The organism is Streptomyces sp. NPDC003035 (genome assembly GCF_042888285.1).
In the GTDB taxonomy this organism is placed as follows: Bacteria; Actinomycetota; Actinomycetes; order Streptomycetales; family Streptomycetaceae; genus Streptomyces.
In genome coordinates this window covers 1-17972 of sequence record NZ_JBIAPJ010000003.1, presented here as the reverse complement: position 1 = coordinate 17972, position 17972 = coordinate 1, and the positions used below count along the sequence as shown (strand labels likewise).

At 71.6% G+C, this 17972-nt stretch carries 11 protein-coding genes; 8 read left to right on the top strand and 3 right to left on the bottom strand.

From position 1 onward, the window contains the following. The first annotated feature begins 70 nt into the window (after window positions 1–70). Window positions 71–1099, top strand: coding sequence for a GNAT family N-acetyltransferase (locus ACFYV5_RS09745; protein ID WP_389166445.1), 1029 nt, complete (start codon window positions 71–73; stop codon window positions 1097–1099). 323 nt (window positions 1100–1422) lie between these two features. After that, window positions 1423–3648, top strand: coding sequence for a tetratricopeptide repeat protein (locus tag ACFYV5_RS09740; protein ID WP_389166442.1), 2226 nt, complete (start codon window positions 1423–1425; stop codon window positions 3646–3648). An 18-nt stretch (window positions 3649–3666) separates the two neighbouring features. Here the strand turns inward: ACFYV5_RS09740 and ACFYV5_RS09735 are convergent, their stop codons facing one another. Further along, complete coding sequence (locus tag ACFYV5_RS09735; RefSeq protein WP_389166440.1) at window positions 3667–5175, bottom strand: DUF4246 domain-containing protein; 1509 nt, start codon at window positions 5173–5175, stop codon at window positions 3667–3669. 613 nt (window positions 5176–5788) lie between these two features. Here ACFYV5_RS09735 and ACFYV5_RS09730 point away from each other — a divergent pair. The 4 genes from ACFYV5_RS09730 to ACFYV5_RS09715 all read left to right on the top strand — a co-directional run bounded on the left by ACFYV5_RS09730 (window position 5789) and on the right by ACFYV5_RS09715 (window position 10886). Then, window positions 5789–7327, top strand: a complete 1539-nt coding sequence (locus tag ACFYV5_RS09730; RefSeq protein ID WP_389166437.1) for a phytoene desaturase family protein — start codon at window positions 5789–5791, stop codon at window positions 7325–7327. A gap of 176 nt (window positions 7328–7503) precedes the next feature. Beyond that, the gene (gene tdh, locus ACFYV5_RS09725) at window positions 7504–8532 is read left to right on the top strand and encodes an L-threonine 3-dehydrogenase (protein WP_355112696.1); all 1029 of its coding nucleotides are present in this window, start codon (window positions 7504–7506) and stop codon (window positions 8530–8532) included. A gap of 78 nt (window positions 8533–8610) precedes the next feature. Continuing rightward, complete coding sequence (locus ACFYV5_RS09720; protein ID WP_389166434.1) at window positions 8611–9810, top strand: glycine C-acetyltransferase; 1200 nt, start codon at window positions 8611–8613, stop codon at window positions 9808–9810. Window positions 9811–9977: 167 nt separating this feature from the next. Next, window positions 9978–10886 (top strand): LysR family transcriptional regulator, encoded by a 909-nt coding sequence (locus ACFYV5_RS09715; protein WP_389166430.1) that lies wholly within the window; start codon window positions 9978–9980, stop codon window positions 10884–10886. Window positions 10887–10916: 30 nt separating this feature from the next. Here the strand turns inward: ACFYV5_RS09715 and ACFYV5_RS09710 are convergent, their stop codons facing one another. After that, window positions 10917–12971 carry an exo-alpha-sialidase gene (locus tag ACFYV5_RS09710; RefSeq protein ID WP_389166427.1) on the bottom strand — a complete coding sequence of 685 codons (2055 nt, stop codon included), beginning with the start codon at window positions 12969–12971 and terminating at the stop codon, window positions 10917–10919. A gap of 272 nt (window positions 12972–13243) precedes the next feature. Then, on the bottom strand, window positions 13244–15034 hold the full coding sequence (locus ACFYV5_RS09705; protein WP_389166424.1) for a serine hydrolase: 1791 nt from the start codon (window positions 15032–15034) through the stop codon (window positions 13244–13246). A gap of 170 nt (window positions 15035–15204) precedes the next feature. Between ACFYV5_RS09705 and ACFYV5_RS09700 the strand changes: the two genes are divergently transcribed. Together ACFYV5_RS09700 and ACFYV5_RS09695 are read left to right on the top strand one after the other, a co-directional pair. After that, window positions 15205–16314 (top strand): NAD(P)H-dependent flavin oxidoreductase, encoded by a 1110-nt coding sequence (locus ACFYV5_RS09700; RefSeq protein WP_389166421.1) that lies wholly within the window; start codon window positions 15205–15207, stop codon window positions 16312–16314. Then, window positions 16311–17858 (top strand): acyl-CoA synthetase, encoded by a 1548-nt coding sequence (locus ACFYV5_RS09695; RefSeq protein ID WP_389166418.1) that lies wholly within the window; start codon window positions 16311–16313, stop codon window positions 17856–17858. The genes ACFYV5_RS09700 and ACFYV5_RS09695 overlap by 4 nt, the downstream gene beginning before the upstream one ends. Window positions 17859–17972: the final 114 nt, after the last annotated feature.

Below are 17972 nucleotides of genomic sequence, written 5' to 3'. Positions count from 1 at the left end.
AAGAACACGGTCGCCTCGGCGGTCCGGGACGCGGCACACTGTGCGCGTCCACCACACGAACGGAGATTCGATGTCCGATCCGACCGGTCCGACCGATCCGACAGCCGGCGGTGCCCCGACGCACCCGGAGTACCCGGTGCGGACGAAGCGGCTGCGGCTGCGACCCGTGCGCAGGGACGACCTCGAAGCGATCTACTCGTACCGCTCGCTGCCGGACGTCGCGCTCTACCTGCCGCACGAGCCGCACACCCGGGAGGTGACCGAGCAGACCCTGGAGCGACTGATCTCCGGGCAGGCGCTCGCGACCCCGGGTGACTGGCTCGGCCTGGCCGTGGAGAACGAGTCGGGCCGGGTCGTCGGCGAGGTGTTCCTCCGGCGGGAGACCGAGGAACCGGACACCGGGCAGATAGGGTTCGCGTTCCACCCCGACGTCCACGGCACCGGGATCGCCACCGAGGCGGTCACGGCGGGTCTCGACATCGCCTTCGACCACTTCGGCTGGCACCGCGTGATCGGCATCTGCGACGTGCGCAACCTCGCCTCCGCCGCCCTGATGCGGCGCATCGGCATGCGCCACGAGGCGGTCCTGCGCGACGGGGCCTTCCTCAAGGGGGCCTGGTGCAGCGACTCGGTGTTCGCGGTGCTCGCCGGCGAGTGGCGTCGGACCCCGCCGCCCTCGGCCCAGGAGCGCGCCGTCGACGTGACGGTCGCCAGGTTCCTCTCCGCCTTCACCCGCCGTGCGGGAGAGCCGGTCGACCTGGACGCCGCCCGCGCGATCCTGGCGCCCGACGCGGTCGTCGAGCGCGTACGGGAGGACGGCGGCGTCGACCGGATGGACGTCGACGCATTCCTGACGCCCAGGCAGACACGGCTGAACGGGCCGGAGTTGACGGAGTTCCAGGAGTTCGAGGTCACCTTCTCCACCATGGTCACCGAGGGGCGGACACTGCGCAGCTCGCTCTACCACAAGCACGGCGTCCGCGACGGCGTGCCGTTCGCCGGGTGGGGGCGTCACCACATCGCCCTGGCCACCGACGCCTCCGGCGAGTGGCGCATCCAGTCCCTCACCTGGACGGACGATCCCGAGGGCCGGAACTGAGACGGTGCCGGGCCCGGGTCCGCGACGCGCGGGGCCCGCGCCCGCTCCGCGCCCGGCGCGCGAGATCGTCCGGCGGCGCATGGCCGCACGTCCGTACCACCGACTGCCCCCCTACGCCCCGCGCACGGCACGGTCGCACCCCACGGCAGCACCACCCCTGGGCCGCTTCTGCCGCGCCGGGGGCGGGCGCCAGGTCACATCTTGAACGCGATGGCCCTTCGGAGCCCCGCCGCGCGCCCCGACCCGTACAAAGTCCGCAGCCAGACGGCCATACTGGACGGGCCGGGGAGGGCGCAGCGAATCGACGGGGGCGACAGCACGCGATGGGGGAAACCAGGCTGATCCAGGGCCGGTACCGGCTGCACGACGTGATCGGGCGCGGGGGCATGGGCGAGGTGTGGCGCGCCACCGACGAGTCGCTCGGCCGCCGCGTCGCGGTCAAATGCCTCAAGCCGCTGGGACCGCAGCAGGACGCGAACTTCGTGACGGTGCTCCGGGAACGGTTCCGGCGCGAGGCGCGCGTCGCCGCCTCGCTCCAGCACCGAGGTGTCACCGTCGTGCACGACTTCGGCGAGTCCGACGGTGTTCTCTTCCTCGTCATGGAGCTCCTGGAGGGCCACAACCTCAGCCAGCTCCTGGAGGAGAACAAGCAGCACCCGCTGCCGGTGCGGGACGTCGTCGACATCGCCGAGCAGGTCGCCGACGCCCTCGCCTACACCCACCGCCAGGGGATCGTGCACCGCGATCTCAAGCCCGCCAACATCATGCGGCTGGGCGACGGTGCCGTGAAGATCTGCGACTTCGGGATAGCGCGCCTCGGCGCCGACATCGGCTTCACCTCCCGGCTCACCGGCACCGGCATCGCGATGGGCACTCCGCACTACATGTCGCCCGAGCAGATCAGCGGCGGCGAGGTCGACCATCGCAGCGATCTCTACTCGCTGGGATGTGTGCTGTACGAGATCGCCACCGGAGCCCCGCCCTTCGACCTCGACGACGCGTGGGCCGTCCTCGTCGGCCACCGCGACACCCCGCCCGAGCCGCTGCGGACGCACCGCGCCGAACTCCCCGACTACCTGGACCGGATCATCCTCGATCTGCTCGCCAAGACGCCGGAGGAACGGCCCACCGACGCGACCGACCTGCGCCGTCGGATCGTCTCGGCCCGCACCGGTCCCGAGCGGTTCTCCCTGGAGGTACGCGTACCGGCGGCGGCCCTGCCCGGGCTCCCTTCCTGGGCCCGGCGGATGAGCAGCGGCCACCGGGCCACCGGAGGGTCCCTCGCGCTGAGCACCATGGCGTACGACCCGGCCGCCGGGCTGACGGGGCAGTGGACGACGCCGTCCCGGGTCGTTCCCCAGCGGCCCGATGACCGCGTGGTGCTTGCCCCGGTGCCGGCCGAGCTCCTCGCCGTGCTCGCCAGCCGGCACAGGGCGGGCCTCAGCCTGGGACGGCTCGGCCTCTGGGAGGAGGCGGCGGACGTGCACCGCTCCGTCGCCGAGGACCGCGAGCGGGTGCTCGGCCCCGACCACCCCGACACCCTTGCCAGCCGGTACGAAGTCGGCTTCACGCTCAGCCGGTCGGGCCGCCCGGCCGAGGCCCTGGGCGCGTTCGCCCAGGTCGCGGAGGCCCGTGAGCGCGTCCTCGGCCCCGACCACGCCGACACCCTGGCCGCGCGCCAGGAGACGGCGTACGTACTCGGCAGGCTCGGGCGGCACTTCGAGGCGCATCAGGTGTACGCGGCGGTGCTCGCCTCCCGCGAACGCACGATGGGCCCGGAGCACCCCGACACCTTGCGCTGCCGCCACAACCTGGCGTTCAACCTGGGCCGGCTCGGCCGCCTGGAGGAGTCGTACCGGATGGCCCGGGAGGTGGCCGAGGCGCGCGCCCGGCTGCTCGGCGACGAGCATCCCGACACGCTCGTGACGCGTTACGAAGTGGCGTACACACTGGGGCAGTTGGAGCGCTGGCCGGAGGCGCTCGCCACCTACCGGGACGTCGCCTCCGCGCGCGGCGCCGTCCTCGGACCGGACCATCCGGACACCCTCGCGGCCCGCTACGAGGTCGGCATCTGTCTGGGGCGGCTCGGCCGGAGCGCGGAGGCGCTGGAGCTCTACCGCGACCTGGTCGACGCCCGCACGCGCGTGCACGGCCCCGACGACCCGGAGACGCTGCGCGCCCGCCACGGCCTCGGCGTCAACCTCGGCCGGCTCTCCCGCTGGGAGGAGGCCGTCGAGGAGGCCAGGGACGTCTGCGCGATCCGCGAGCGGGTCCTCGGCCCTGACCACCCCGACACCCTCGTCAGCCGCCGCGAGATCGCGGTCGGCCTCGGCTGGCTGGCCCGCTGGTCGGACGCCCTCGCGGTCTACCGCCAGGTGGCCGACGCCCGCGAGCGTGTCCTCGGCACCGACCACCCCGACACCCTGGCGAGCCGCCACGACGAGGCCCACTGCCTGGAACAGCTCGGCCGCCACGAGGAGGCCGTCGACCGCTACCGCCACGTGGCCGCCGTCCACCGTGAAGCCCCGGACCGGAACACGACCCCGTAGCGGACGGATCGAGGAGGTTCAGTGCTCGCAGAGGGAGAATTCTCGTTCGTAGAGCTGTTCGTTGTGCTCGTCGACGAAGAACTTGCGTTCCTTCATGAGTTCTTCGCGGTAGGTCCTGGCCTGTTCAAGCGTCATGGGCGAGGTGTCGGACCATGGCTGTTGCGGTGGCACATCGGATGTCGAGACGATGGTTTCCGACGGGTCGACCAGGAAGAACGCGAGAATTTTGCGATGTCCCGGGCGGGTGGGGTCCGTGAGGCGGAATGAGCCGACGCGGTGTTGCAGGATGTTCGGGAACGCCAGGCAGCGGCCCGCTGGGGTCGACGCCGATCCGAGCATCTGGTTCAGTGCGTCCTCGTTCTCCAGGCCGTAGACCTCACGCAGTCCGTTGTCGTCGTTCTGTTCATAGGACGGGTCGTCGAGTGCGGCCCGGAAACTCAGCCGGCTTTCGGTGATGTTCTCGCTGTCCCAGTAGTAGATGCCGGTCGAGACGATCCGCTCGTTCATCATCCCCTCGACATGCCAGGAACCGCCGGGGTACTCGGGCTTGTCCGGGGTGAGATGAATGGTGGCGAGCTTGACGATGACCTGGAGACGGCGGCCGCGCAGGTCGACTCGGGCGGATTCGTCGGGCAACTGGGGCGGGGTGAAGGCCGGGGCGTCCGGGACGACCGGGCGGCGGTTCTCCCACCAGTCGTCCTGGGCCTTTTCCCATGCACGGAGGGCCTCTGCGTAGGCCCCCTCATCACTGTAGGAGGATTTGTCCGGATATTCCGGCTCCGAGTCGTACCACCCGTAAGGATCGGCCTCGATCCGCAGAGGCCGCGGATGGCGCAGATCGGTGAGCACGTTCTCCAGCAGCGGGCGAAAGCGGGCGAACAACTCCGGCAGGACGGAGGCCAGTTCGCGATGAGTCTCGGGGTGGACGTTGTTGACGTACGAACGGAAGGTGACATCGCCGTCGTCACTGACGTCGACGTCCGTGGGCAGCCACTGGAACTTCTCCGAGAACTCGTACGTGGAGTAGCGGTCCGTCGGGTTCTGCCAAGCCCGCTCGGGCGCCCCGCTCACCTCTCTCACCAGGCAGAACAGTGAGGGATGAACCAGATCCAGTACCTGACCGTCGGATCCGGGATGCCAGTCCTGTTCTGCTTCGGGGACCTCTTCCAGAACCCGAACCGCCTCGCGCAGCCGGGATCTGAGCGTGTCGTCGACCAATGTGTCCGACTGCCACACCCCGTCGACGGCGGACACCTCGACACCGGTTCGCTCGTCCCGCAGCGCGGCGTAATGCATGAGTTCGGCGAGCACGTAACGAACCTGCGCTTCGGTGAGGCCCTGGGCGACCGCCTCTTCCGTCCACCGGGCGACGATGTCGGCATCGTTCATCTTGTCGAACCACCCAGGCTTCGCCCGAATGTGTGAGCTGCACCGCATCATCTGAAGTTCCCGCAGCGTTCGGGGTGTTGCGAACGATATGGAACGGGAAGCATGAAAAGGCAGCGGGAAAGCGGACAGGCCAGACAATTCTCTTGGTCCTCCCAGTCGGTGTGCGGTGGCGGGAAGGATACGTCAGCAGACTGACACCGCAGCCGTGCCCCTGTCATCGCCGGTCCGGGAGCCGGGGGTTGCAGGCAACGATGCCACTCAGGGTCGCGAGTGCCATGCACAAGGGTGAATACAGAAAAGTGTTCCACGCTGGAATTCGACGGCGGCGCCGGCGATCAGTGCCAGGCCCACCAGAACGGTGCTCGGCCGCGCGTCTCGATCAGTCCGTCGATGGACGTCCCCATGGGCGCCGATGCTGGAACCATCGCCAGTTCAGGGGGCCGCGCACACGTCGTTCACCGGAGTCGCTGGCCATGGGCGCCATCGTGACGCAGCCGGCGGACACGAAGCCCACGGGGGCAGGGCCTGGGGCCGGCCGGCGGTCGTGCCGGTGAAGCTCGACCATCCCGAGTTCCTCGGCGTCACGCACACACCAGGGCCCAGGCTCCGCACGGCAGGGCATCCGTCGGCGTGACACCTCGAGCCTGCCGGTCGGGGGAGTCGGGGCGGTGACACCAGGAGGGGCGCCCCCCGCCCGGACACGTGCGGCACGTGGGGTATCGCAAGCGATCTTCGCGTGCTAGCAAGAGACATGACCGCACAGCGCTCGTACGACGCCGTCATCGTCGGCGGTGGCCACAACGGACTGGTCGCCGCCGCCTACCTGGCCCGCGCCGGACGCACCGTTCTCGTTCTGGAGCGGCTCGGGTCCACCGGGGGCGCCGCCGTGTCCACGCGGCCGTTCGGCGGGGTCGACGCCCGGCTCTCCCGGTACTCGTACCTCGTCTCGCTCCTGCCCCGGAAGATCGTGCGCGATCTCGGGCTGCGGTTCTCCGTGCGGAAGCGGTCCATCTCCTCGTACACCCCGAAGGGTGACGGCGGGCTGCTCGTCGGCGGAGGTCCCGAGCGGACCCGGGCCTCCTTCGCCGCGCTCACCGGATCCGACCGCGAGTACGAGGCGTGGCAGGCGTTCTACGGTCGTACGGGACAGGTGGCCGAGCGCGTGTTCCCCACGCTCACGGAGCCGCTGCCCACCCGCCAGGAACTCCGTGCCCGCGTGGCCGACGAGACCGCCTGGCGGATGCTGTTCGAACAGCCCATCGGCGCCGCCGTCGAGGAGACCTTCAGCGACGACCTCGTCCGCGGTGTCGTCCTCACCGACGCGCTCATCGGCACCTTCGCCGACGCCCACGACCCCTCCCTCCTGCAGAACCGCTGCTTCCTCTACCACGTCATCGGCGGCGGCACCGGCGACTGGGACGTCCCCGTAGGGGGCATGGGCGCCCTCACCGACGCCCTCGCTGACGCCGCCCGTTCGGCGGGTGCGGAGATCCGCACCGGGCACGAGGTCACCCGGATCGAGACCGACGGCACCCGTGCCGAGATCACCTACCGCACCGCCGACGGCGAGAGCACCGTCGCCGCCGGCCACGTGCTCGTCAACGCCTCCCCGCAGGCCCTGGCCGCCCTCCTCGGCGAGCCGCTCCCTCCGCCCGCCGAAGGGGCCCAGCTCAAGGTCAACATGCTGCTCACCCGGCTGCCCCGGCTGCGCGACCGCTCCGTCGACCCGCGCGAGGCCTTCGCCGGCACCTTCCACATCGCCGAGGGATACGGTCAGTTGGCCACCGCGTTCGCCGAGGCCGCCGCCGGCCGGCTGCCGAGCGCGCCGCCCTCCGAGATCTACTGCCACTCGCTGACCGACCCGAGCATCCTCGGCCCCGACCTCGCCGCGCGCGGCTACCAGACACTCACGCTCTTCGGGCTGCACACCCCCGCCCGGCTGTTCGCCGCCGACAACGACGCCGCGCGCTCCACGCTCCTCAAGGCGACCCTCGCCGAACTCGACGCCGTCCTCGACGAGCCGCTCGCCGACTGCCTCGCCCTCGACGCCGAGGGCCGCCCCTGCATCGAGGCCAAGACCCCGCTCGACCTCGAACGCGATCTGCGGCTGCCCGGCGGTCACATCTTCCACCGCGACCTCTCCTTCCCCTTCGGGGAAGAAGGCACCGGCCGCTGGGGCGTCGAGACCGCGCACGCCAACGTCCTGCTCTGCGGCGCGGGCGCGGTCAGGGGCGGCGGAGTGAGCGGGATCCCCGGTCACAACGCGGCGATGGCGGCGCTGGGACGATGAGGAGGGGTCGTCCCGACCGCCGCCTCCGGTGGCGTGAAGCTCACCTGTGGCCGAGGTTAAGAAAACCTCGATGGACCGCGAGCCCGACATACGGAAGATTCCCTTCGGGGATCTTGGGAGCGAAACCGCGCCCGGACCCGGTCGGTCACAGGACACGTACGTCAGGAGCCAAGGCATTGAAGGCGCTGGTCAAGCAGAAGGCGGAGCCGGGACTCTGGCTCACGGACGTGCCGGAGCCGGAGATCGGCAGCGGAGACGTACTGATCAAGGTCAAGCGCACCGGAATCTGCGGGACGGACCTGCACATCCGTTCCTGGGACGGCTGGGCGCAGAAGACCATCGCCACGCCGCTGACGCTCGGCCACGAGTTCGTCGGCGAGGTCGTCGAGACCGGCCGTGACGTCGCGGACATCGCCGTCGGCGACCTGGTCAGCGGCGAGGGCCACCTCGTCTGCGGCAAGTGCCGCAACTGCCTGGCCGGCCGCCGTCACCTGTGCCGCGCCACCGTCGGCCTCGGCGTCGGCCGCGACGGCGCGTTCGCCGAGTACGTCGCCCTGCCGGCGTCCAACGTGTGGGTGCACCGGGTCCCCGTCGACCTCGACGTCGCCGCGATCTTCGACCCCTTCGGCAACGCCGTGCACACCGCGCTGTCCTTCCCGCTGGTCGGCGAGGACGTCCTGGTCACCGGCGCCGGCCCGATCGGCATCATGGCCGCCGCCGTCGCCAAGCACGCGGGCGCCCGCCACGTCATGATCACCGACGTCAGCGAGGAGCGCCTGGACCTGGCCCGCAAGGCCGGCGTCTCGCTCGCGCTGAACGTCGCCGAGCAGACCATCGCCGACGGCCAGCGCACGCTGGGCCTCAAGGAGGGCTTCGACGTCGGCCTGGAGATGTCCGGCAACCCGCACGCGATGCGCGACATGGTCGCCAACATGACCCACGGCGGCAAGATCGCCATGCTCGGCCTTCCGGCCGAGGACTTCGCCGTCGACTGGGCGAAGATCGTCACCTCGATGATCACCATCAAGGGGATCTACGGACGCGAGATGTTCGAGACCTGGTACGCGATGTCCGTGCTCCTGGAGGGCGGTCTCGACCTCGCTCCCGTGATCACCGGCCGGTACGACTACCGCGACTTCGAGGCCGCCTTCGACGACGCCGCGTCCGGCAAGGGCGGCAAGATCATCCTCGACTGGACCGTCTGATCGGTCGGATCCGGCTGATCCGGCTGATCCGTCCGATCCGTCCGTCCGACCGTCAGATCCCCCTCTAAGGAACCCACGATGTTCGACTCCGTACGCGACGACCTCCGTACCACCCTCGACGAGATCCGCGCCGCCGGTCTGCACAAGCCCGAGCGCGTCATCGGCACCCCCCAGTCGGCCACCGTCGCCGTCACCGCCGGTGGCCGGCCCGGCGAGGTGCTCAACTTCTGCGCCAACAACTACCTCGGCCTCGCCGACCACCCCGAGGTGATCGCGGCCGCCCACGAGGCGCTCGACCGCTGGGGCTACGGCATGGCCTCCGTCCGCTTCATCTGCGGTACGCAGGAGGTGCACAAGGAGCTGGAGGCGCGGCTGTCCTCCTTCCTCGGCCAGGAGGACACGATCCTCTACTCCTCCTGCTTCGACGCCAACGGCGGTGTCTTCGAGACGCTCCTCGGCCCCGAGGACGCCGTCATCTCCGACGCCCTCAACCACGCCTCCATCATCGACGGCATCCGCCTCTCCAAGGCCCGCCGCTTCCGCTACGCCAACCGCGACATGGCCGACCTGGAGCAGCAGCTCAAGGAGGCGGCCGACGGCGGAGCCCGCCGCAAGCTGATCGTCACCGACGGCGTCTTCTCGATGGACGGCTACGTCGCCCCGCTCGACGAGATCTGCGACCTGGCCGAGCGCCACGACGCCATGGTGATGGTCGACGACTCGCACGCCGTCGGCTTCGTCGGCCCCGGCGGTCGCGGCACCCCCGAGCTGCACGGCGTGATGGACCGCGTCGACATCATCACCGGCACCCTGGGCAAGGCCCTCGGCGGCGCCTCCGGCGGCTACGTCGCCGCCCGCGCCGAGATCGTCGCCCTGCTGCGCCAGCGCTCCCGCCCGTACCTCTTCTCCAACACCCTCGCCCCGGTGATCGCCGCCGCCTCCCTGAAGGTCCTCGACCTTCTGGAGTCGGCCGGCGACCTGCGCGACCGGCTGCGCGCCAACACCGAGCTGTTCCGGACCCGCATGACGGCCGAGGGTTTCGACATCCTCCCCGGCGACCACGCCATCGCGCCCGTCATGATCGGCGACGCGTCCGAGGCCGGACGGATGGCGGAGCTGCTCCTGGAGCGCGGTGTGTACGTGATCGGCTTCTCGTACCCCGTCGTTCCGCAGGGCCAGGCGCGCATCCGCGTCCAGCTCTCGGCGGCGCACTCCACCGAGGACGTCAACCGCGCGGTCGACGCGTTCGTCGACGCCCGCGCCGCCCTGCGAGACTGAGGGCCCTTCTTCCGGATCTTGCCGGGCTCGCGGCGTCTGGCACGCGCATCTGCCGCGTTGTCGTCGGTCGCCTATGCTTCGCATGGACTCCCTCCTCCGCCTTGCATCTGCACGCACCAGACGCCGCTCGCTGATCCGGCCTGATCCGAAAGAAGGGCCCTAGGGGCATGATCGAAGCGCGGCGGCTGCACATCCTCCGGGCGGTGGCCGACCACCGCACGGTCACGGCCGCTGCCGCCGCGCTCTACCTCACCCCCTCGGCGGTCTCCCAGCAGCTCGCGGCGCTTGAGCAGGAGACCGGCCACCGGCTGGTCGAGCGTAGCGCCCGCGGGGCCCGGCTCACCCCGGCCGGCGAGATCCTGCTCTCCCACGCCAACGCCGTCCTGGCGCAGCTGGAGCGCGCCGAGTCGGAGCTCGCCGCCTACGGCTCCGGCGAGGCCGGCACGGTCACGGTGGCGGCCTTCGCCACCGGCATCGGCCTGGTCGTCGCCCCGGCCATCACCCAGCTCGCCGGGACCGCGCCCGGCATCCGGGTACGGGTGCGGGACGCCGAGGGCGACGAGAGCCTGCTGATGGTCCTGGACCGGCAGGTCGACGTGGCCGTGGCGGTGGAGTACCGCGGGGCGCCCGGCGAGGACGACGCCCGGCTCACCCGCGTACCGCTGTACGCGGAGCCCTTCGACGCCGTCCTGCCCCTCGGGCACCGGCTCGGCGGCGGCGAGCGGGTCGCGCTCGCCGACCTCGCCAAGGACGCCTGGATCGGGCAGTCCGCGGGCAACCCCTGCCATGACGTGACCGTGCTGGCCTGCGAGTACGCGGGATTCGCACCCCGTCTCGAACACTCCTCCGACGACTTCCGGGCCGTGGTCGCCCTCGCCTCCGCCGGGGCGGGCGTGGCGCTCGTCCCGCGCTCGGCACTGCGCGGGATGGAGCTCGACGAGGTGCTGATCCGCCCGGTGGACGGCGTGGCGCCCACTCGCCGGGTCTTCGCGGCGGTACGGCGCGGAGCCGAGGACCACCCGCTGATCAGCCCGGTCCTCGCGGCCCTGCGGGACGCGGCCGCCTCGGGGGACTGAGGCCGCCGGGTCCCGGCGGCCTCAGCGGTCTCACCAGAGGGTGCTGAACCCGAGGACGACCTGCTCGTCGGCGGTGGCCACGTCGAGGGCGCCGTTCTTGACGGCCAGCGCCTGAGCGGAGCTCAGCGCCGTCGTGTAGAGGCGGACATCGTCGAGACCGCCCCGGAACAGCGCCTTGACCCCGGCCGCCTGGTTCGGGAAGTCCGGCCGCGCGCCGATGTGGACGTTGAACTCGCCGGCGGGGGTGACACTCCCGGCGTCGGCGGTCGCCGTGGCCTCCGCACCGCCTGCCGCTTCCGTGCCGCCGTCCACGGCGAGGACGAGCGTGGTGCCCTGGCGCTTGAACACGACATGGTGCCAGCGACCGTCGTTGTACGAGGACGGCAGCGTCACCTCGCCGGTTCCCTTGTCCGTGCCGACGGTGGCGCGCAGCACGCCCGGGCCGGTCTCCCCCGGAGCGAACTCGGCGCGGACGGAGAAGTGCCGGACCGTCGTGCCGGTGGCGGGGGTGCCGTACGCCCACACGATCGGCAGCGTGCCGGTGGTCGCCGAGTGCCGGAACCAGGCGGTGACGGTGAAGTCCGCCGTCACGCGCAGGGAGTTCCGGCAGACCAGACGCAGATAGTCGTCCTGGCCGTCGAACTCCATGGCCGCGCCCGTGCCGCGCGTCCCGAGCTGAGCTCCGCCGTGCACGATCGCGTGGTTGCGGTGGGCATTGACGCCGGTGTCGGTCGTGCGCGGGCGGCGCAGTTCGGTCCTGGCGGCGTCCATGCCGGCCTCGTCGAACGCGGTGAAGACGATGTTGGCGTGCGGGACGTTGACGCCGGTCTCGTACAGCACGCCGATGGAGCCGCCGTCCAGGACGGTCAGATCGGAGTAGCCGGTGCGGCCGGCGGAGACGAGGGTGCCGACGGTCTGCCAGGTGCGGCCCTCGTCGAGGGAGGAACGGATCGCCAGCTCGCGCCGGTCCTCCAGCACGCTGGGCCCGAGCCGGGAAGGGCCCGAGTACAGCAGGCGGTTGGGCTTGCCGTCCATGTCCTGGGCGTGCAGGCGCAGCAGCGAGCCGAAGACGGGAGAGGTGTCCAGGTTGGGCACCGAGGTGAACGGGGCGGCGAAGGTGGCGCCGCCGTCGTCGCTGGTGGTGGCGAGCCGGTGCTCGTTGGTGGTGCAGCGGGTGGGCTCGGAGTTGCGGGCGTTGACGTAGACGGACCCGTCGACGGTCTCGGCGACGGTCAGCTCGCCCGGGTACGCACCGGTCTTGCTCACCTCGGAGGTGGCGCCGAGCTCCCAGGTGAGGCCGCCGTCGTCGCTGTAGTACAGCTGGCCGCCGGCGGTGGTGTTGCCGCCCGCCGTGTGGTCGCCCGGAACGATCAGCCGGCCGTGGTGCTTTCCGCGGGTGAGCTGGATGCCGTGGCCGGGACCGGTGGACACCCAGACCCATCCGGTGGCCTTGAGCTGCGGCAGGGCGACGCTCGGCGACCAGGTCACGCCGCCGTCCATGCTGTGGACGGCGTGCACGGTACGGGGGTAGGCGGGCCCGTCGCGGTGAGGGGCGAGCTCGTTGCGGTTCCAGTCGCTGCTGGAGTACAGCAGGGTGATCCGGCCGGTCACCGCGTCCACGACCGGGGCGGGGTTGCCGTGCGCGAGCACGTCCGTGGCGCCGACCACCACCTGGAGCGGCTGCCAGGTCTTGCCCCCGTCGGTGGACCTCCGCAGCACGAGGTCGTTGTGACCGACGTCGTGGCAGCGGACGCTCGTGTGCCGCACGCGTCCCTCGGCGAAGGCGAGCAGAGCGCCGTCGCGGGCGGTGACGACGGCCGGGATCCGCGTGCAGTAGTAGGTCTGGCCCACCGGAGCCGGGTAGGCCGTGTTCGCCGGGAAGGGCGTGGACAGCTGGGCCGGGACCGCGCTCTCGGTGCCGGTTGCGGCGGTTGTGGCGGTTGTGGCGGTCGTGGCGGCCGCGGGGGACGGCGGCACGAGCGCCGCGACGAGCGCGGCGAGGACGGCCAGGGCGAGCGCGCACACCCACGCGGACAGGACGAATCGGCGCGCGCCCGGCCGGCGGCGCTCGGAAAGCGGCAGCATGAAGTGACACCTCGGTACGAAGGCGGAGGACGGTGGGGCGGCTGGGCCTCGAACGGTTGTGCCGTTCGTGGGCGGGTCGGTTGCGGCGACCCCCGCGCGAGGAAAGGTCACCGACGACGGGCGACGCGACAGACGCTCGCCTTCGCGTTCGTCTCGTCCCCGCGGTGAGATCTTCTCGGTGGACGGTATACCGGATGATCATGCGGACGCACCCCGTCCGCCTGTGCGGGCCCCGTGTCGCCCGCCCCGCCCCACTCCGCTCATTCCGCCGGTCAGTCCGCCGACCGGACCCAGCCCTTCGCCTCGACGCGCGCCCCGTCCGCGGGCCGTACCTCGTCGAAGAGCGGGCGCCCCGCCGCGTCGAGGACCCGCAGCGCGTCCACGTACACGCCCCGTCCGACGTACCGCCGGTCGGTCGTGCAGCGCCAGCGCAGCCGTACGGGGCCGGTGGCCGGATCCCCGGGCAGCGCGGCCCTGACGGTGTGCCAGACGCGGCCGGACCAGCCGCTCGCCGCGCCCGAGGGGTGCGACCGGGGCTCCTGGCCGGGCCGCGCGGTCGTGAACGGCACCGCCGTCCAGCTCGCCCCGCCGTCCGTCGACGCCTCCAGGAAGACGCCGTCCGCGACCGGTTCGGTGTCCCACCACAGGGCGCACTCGAGGCGTGCGGCCTCGGGGAGGTCCGGCAAGGTCAGCGTGGCGGTGGTGGCGCCGGCCATGCCGGAGAACCAGGCCGTGCGCCCCCGGGCCGGGCGGACGGGGACGGCGCGGGCCAGGTTGTCGGCCGCGGCGACCCGGGGAGCGGAGCCGGAGCGCCAGCCGCGGACGGGGTGGACGGAGTTGCCGAGGACGACCAGGAACGCGTCGGTGGTCGGGTCCAGGACCAGACTCGTGCCGGTGAACCCGGTGTGGCCGGCCGTGCGCGGGGTCGCCATCGCGCCCATGTACCAGTGCTGGTAGAGCTCGAAGCCGAGGCCGTGCTCGTCACCCGGGAAGGCGGTGTTGAAGTCGGTGAACATCAGATCCACGGACTCGGGCGAGAGGATCCTGGCGCCGCCGTACGCCCCGCCGTCGAGCAGCGTACGGGCGAGCACGGCGAGGTCCCAGGCGCAGGAGAAGACCCCGGCGTGGCCGGCGACCCCGCCCAGGCTGTACGCGTTCTCGTCGTGGACCTCGCCCCACACCATGCCCCGGTCGAGACCCGACCAGGGGAGCCGGGCGTCCTCCGTCGCCGCGATCTTCGGCTTCCAGGAGAGCGGGGGATTGAAGCGCGTGCGGTGCATCCCGAGGGGAGCGGTGATCTCGTTCCGGAGCAGTGCGTCCAGAGGGTGACCGGTGATCTCCTCCAGGACCAGCTGAAGCGAGATCAGGTTCAGATCCGAGTACAGATAGCGGGTCCCCGGCGCGCTCGCCGGAGCCTCGTTCCACAGCAGGCGCAGCTTCCCCTCCCGCGTCGGCTCCTTGTACAGCGGAATCCAGGCACGGAACCCGGAGGTGTGGGTGAGGAGCTGACGTACCGTGACGTCCTGCTTGCCACCGCCCCCGAACTCCGGCAGATACGTCGTGACCCTCGCCTCGAGGTCCAGCGCTCCGCGCTCGATCTGCTGGACAGCCAGGATCGACGTGAAGAGCTTCGAGACGGACGCCAGGTCGAAGACCGTGTCCTCGGCCATCGGGATCTGCCGGTCCGGCGGCAGCTCGATGCCGGTGTCCGTCTTCTCGTCGTATCCGGAGTACCGCACCGCCATGCCGATCGGACGGTGCAGCGCGACCGTTCCGCCCCGCCCGGCGAGCAGCACCGCCCCCGCGTACCAGGGGTGCGTGGGGGAGGGGGCGAGGAAGGCCTCGGCGTCGGCGACCAGCCGGTCGAGATGCTCGGGCAGCAGCCCGGCCCGCTCGGCGGACCCGTGCCGCAGGGTCGTCCGCCCGCCTCCCGGCGCGGAGGCCGCGGCGGCCCCCGGAATCGAGCCGACCATCAACGCACCTCCCAGGGCCAGCAGCCGGCCGCCGAACGCGCGACGGCCGAGTCCCCGGCCCGCCGCTCTCCCCGCCGATTCCTCCATCATCCCTCACCCTCTCCCATGCCTCTGAAAGAATCCTTCGGACACACGCGCGACGTCTGAAACTTTCTTACCGGGTGGGGGCGGGTCGAGGAAGCGGCCGACAGGGCAAAGAATCTGACGCTGCATCAGAAAATCTCTTCCCTCGGCCGGTCCCTTGCGGCATCCTGCCGCCCATGAAGACGGAGCTGAGCCAAAAACTGGGGATCGAGCACGCCATCTTCGGCTTCACGCCCTTCCCCGCGGTGGCCGCCGCCCTCACCAGAGCCGGCGGATTCGGCGTCCTCGGCGCGGTGCGCTACACCGCACCCGACGACCTCGCCCGCGACCTCGACTGGATGCAGGACCACACCGACGGGCTGCCCTACGGCCTCGACGTCGTGATGCCCGCGAAGAAGGTCGAAGGGGTGAGCGAGGCCGACGTCGAGGCGATGATCCCCGAAGGGCACCGGGAGTTCGTCCGCACCACCCTCGCCAAGCACGGTGTCCCCGAACTCGCCGAGGGCGAGGCCTCCGGCTGGCGCATCACCGGCTGGATGGAACAGGTCGCCCGCAACCAGCTCGACGTCGCCTTCGACTACCCCATCAAGCTCCTCGCCAACGCCCTCGGCTCCCCGCCCGCCGACGTCGTCGCCCGCGCCCACGACCACGACGTCCTCGTCGCGGCCCTCGCCGGCAGCGCCCGGCACGCCCGCCACCACGCCGAGGCCGGCATCGACATCGTCGTCGCCCAGGGCTACGAGGCCGGCGGCCACACCGGCGAGATCGCCTCCATGGTCCTCACCCCCGAGGTCGTCGACGCCGTCTCCCCGCTGCCGGTCCTCGCCGCCGGGGGCATCGGCAGCGGCGAACAGATCGCCGCCGGGCTCGCGCTCGGCGCCCAGGGCGTGTGGCTCGGCTCCCTCTGGCTCACCACCACCGAGGCCGAACTCCACTCGCGCGCCCTGACCGCCAAACTCCTCGCGGCCGGCTCCGGAGACACCGTCCGCTCCCGCGCGCTCACCGGAAAGCCCGCCCGCCAGCTGCGCACCGAGTGGACTGACGCCTGGGACGACCCGGACGGGCCCGGCACCCTCCCCATGCCCCTGCAGGGACTGCTGGTCGCCGAGGCCGTCTCCCGTATCCAGAAGTACGAGGTCGAGCCGCTGCTCGGCACGCCCGTCGGGCAGATCGTCGGACGGATGAACTCCGAGCGTAGCGTGCAGCAGGTCTTCGACGAACTCACCCGCGGCTTCGAGAAGGCCGTCGACCGCATCAACCGCATCGCCGGACGGAGCGCACCGTGAGCGAACTCAACGGCTTCTGGTCCCAGGCCGCCGCCGACCCGGCCCGTACGGTCCTGATCGCGCCCGACGGCGAGGAGTGGACCGCCGGCCGCCTCCACGCCGACGTCAACCGCATGGTCCACGGGCTGCGCGCGGCCGGTCTGGAGCGGGGGGACGCCTTCGCCGTCGTCCTGCCCAACGGTGTCGAGTTCCTCACCGCCCATCTCGCCGCCTCCCAGGCCGGGTTCTACCTCGTCCCCGTCAACCACCACCTGGTCGGACCGGAGATCGCCTGGATCGTGGCCGACTCCGGCGCCAAGGTCCTCATCGCCCACGAGCGGTTCGCGGCCGCCGCGACGGCCGCCGCCGACGAGGCGGCCCTGCCCGCCTCGCACCGTCACGCCGTCGGCACGATCCCCGGCTTCCGCCCGTACGCCGAACTCCTCGACGGCTTCACGGAGTCCGCCCCCGAGGGACGCACCCTCGGCTGGGTCATGAACTACACCTCGGGCACCACGGGCCGGCCCCGCGGCATCCGCCGTCCGCTGCCCGGCAAGCTGCCCGAGGAGACGTACCTCGGCGGTTTCCTCGGCATCTTCGGGATCCGGCCGTTCGACGGAAACGTTCACCTCGTCTGCTCGCCGCTCTACCACACGGCCGTGCTCCAGTTCGCGGGCGCCGCCCTGCACATCGGCCATCCGCTCGTCCTCATGGACAAGTGGACCCCCGAGGAGATGCTGCGGCTCATCGACACGTACGCCTGCACCCACACCCACATGGTCCCGACCCAGTTCCACCGGCTCCTCGCACTTCCTGAGGAGGTACGGAGCCGGTACGACGTCTCGTCGATGCGCCACGCCATCCACGGCGCCGCGCCCTGCCCCGATCACGTCAAGCGGGCGATGATCGACTGGTGGGGCACCTGCGTGGAGGAGTACTACGCGGCGAGCGAGGGTGGCGGCGCCTTCGCCACGGCGGAGGACTGGCTGAAGAAGCCCGGCACGGTCGGCAAGGCCTGGCCGATCAGCGAGCTCGCCGTCTTCGACGACGACGGCAACCGCCTCCCGCCCGGTGAACTCGGCACCGTCTACATGAAGATGACCACCGGCGGATTCTCGTACCACAAGGACGAGACGAAGACCGCATCGAGCCGCATCGGCGACTTCTTCACCGTCGGCGACCTGGGCGTCCTCGACGAGGACGGCTACCTCTTCCTCCGCGACCGCAAGATCGACATGATCATCTCGGGCGGGGTCAACATCTACCCCGCCGAGATCGAGTCGGCGCTCCTCACCCACCCCGCGGTCGCGGACGCCGCGGCCTTCGGCATCCCGCACGCGGACTGGGGCGAGGAGGTCAAGGCCGTCGTCGAAGTCGCGGAGGGCCACGAGCCGGACGAGGCGCTCGCCGCGGACATCCTGGCGCACTGCGAGGAGCGCCTCGCCGGCTACAAGCGCCCCAGGTCGGTCGACTTCATCGCCGCCATGCCGCGCGACCCCAACGGCAAGCTCTACAAGCGGCGGTTGCGCGCCCCGTACTGGAAGGGCCACGAGCGCCCGCTCTAGGGGGTGTCTTGTCGATCAGGCCGGGCTCGCGTGCCCTGGCACCGCGCCTCGCCGCGTTGTCGTCGGTCGCCAACGCTCCGCGTTGTCTCCCTCCTCCGCCTTGCGATCCACGGC

Coding starts and splice junctions, on each gene's coding strand:
- ACFYV5_RS09745 (WP_389166445.1), top strand. CDS start 71: ATGTCCGATCCGACCGGTCCGACCGATCCGACAGCCGGCGGTGCCCCG.
- ACFYV5_RS09740 (WP_389166442.1), top strand. CDS start 1,423: ATGGGGGAAACCAGGCTGATCCAGGGCCGGTACCGGCTGCACGACGTG.
- ACFYV5_RS09730 (WP_389166437.1), top strand. CDS start 5,789: ATGACCGCACAGCGCTCGTACGACGCCGTCATCGTCGGCGGTGGCCAC.
- ACFYV5_RS09720 (WP_389166434.1), top strand. CDS start 8,611: ATGTTCGACTCCGTACGCGACGACCTCCGTACCACCCTCGACGAGATC.
- ACFYV5_RS09715 (WP_389166430.1), top strand. CDS start 9,978: ATGATCGAAGCGCGGCGGCTGCACATCCTCCGGGCGGTGGCCGACCAC.
- ACFYV5_RS09710 (WP_389166427.1), bottom strand. CDS start 12,971: ATGCTGCCGCTTTCCGAGCGCCGCCGGCCGGGCGCGCGCCGATTCGTC.
- ACFYV5_RS09705 (WP_389166424.1), bottom strand. CDS start 15,034: ATGATGGAGGAATCGGCGGGGAGAGCGGCGGGCCGGGGACTCGGCCGT.
- ACFYV5_RS09700 (WP_389166421.1), top strand. CDS start 15,205: ATGAAGACGGAGCTGAGCCAAAAACTGGGGATCGAGCACGCCATCTTC.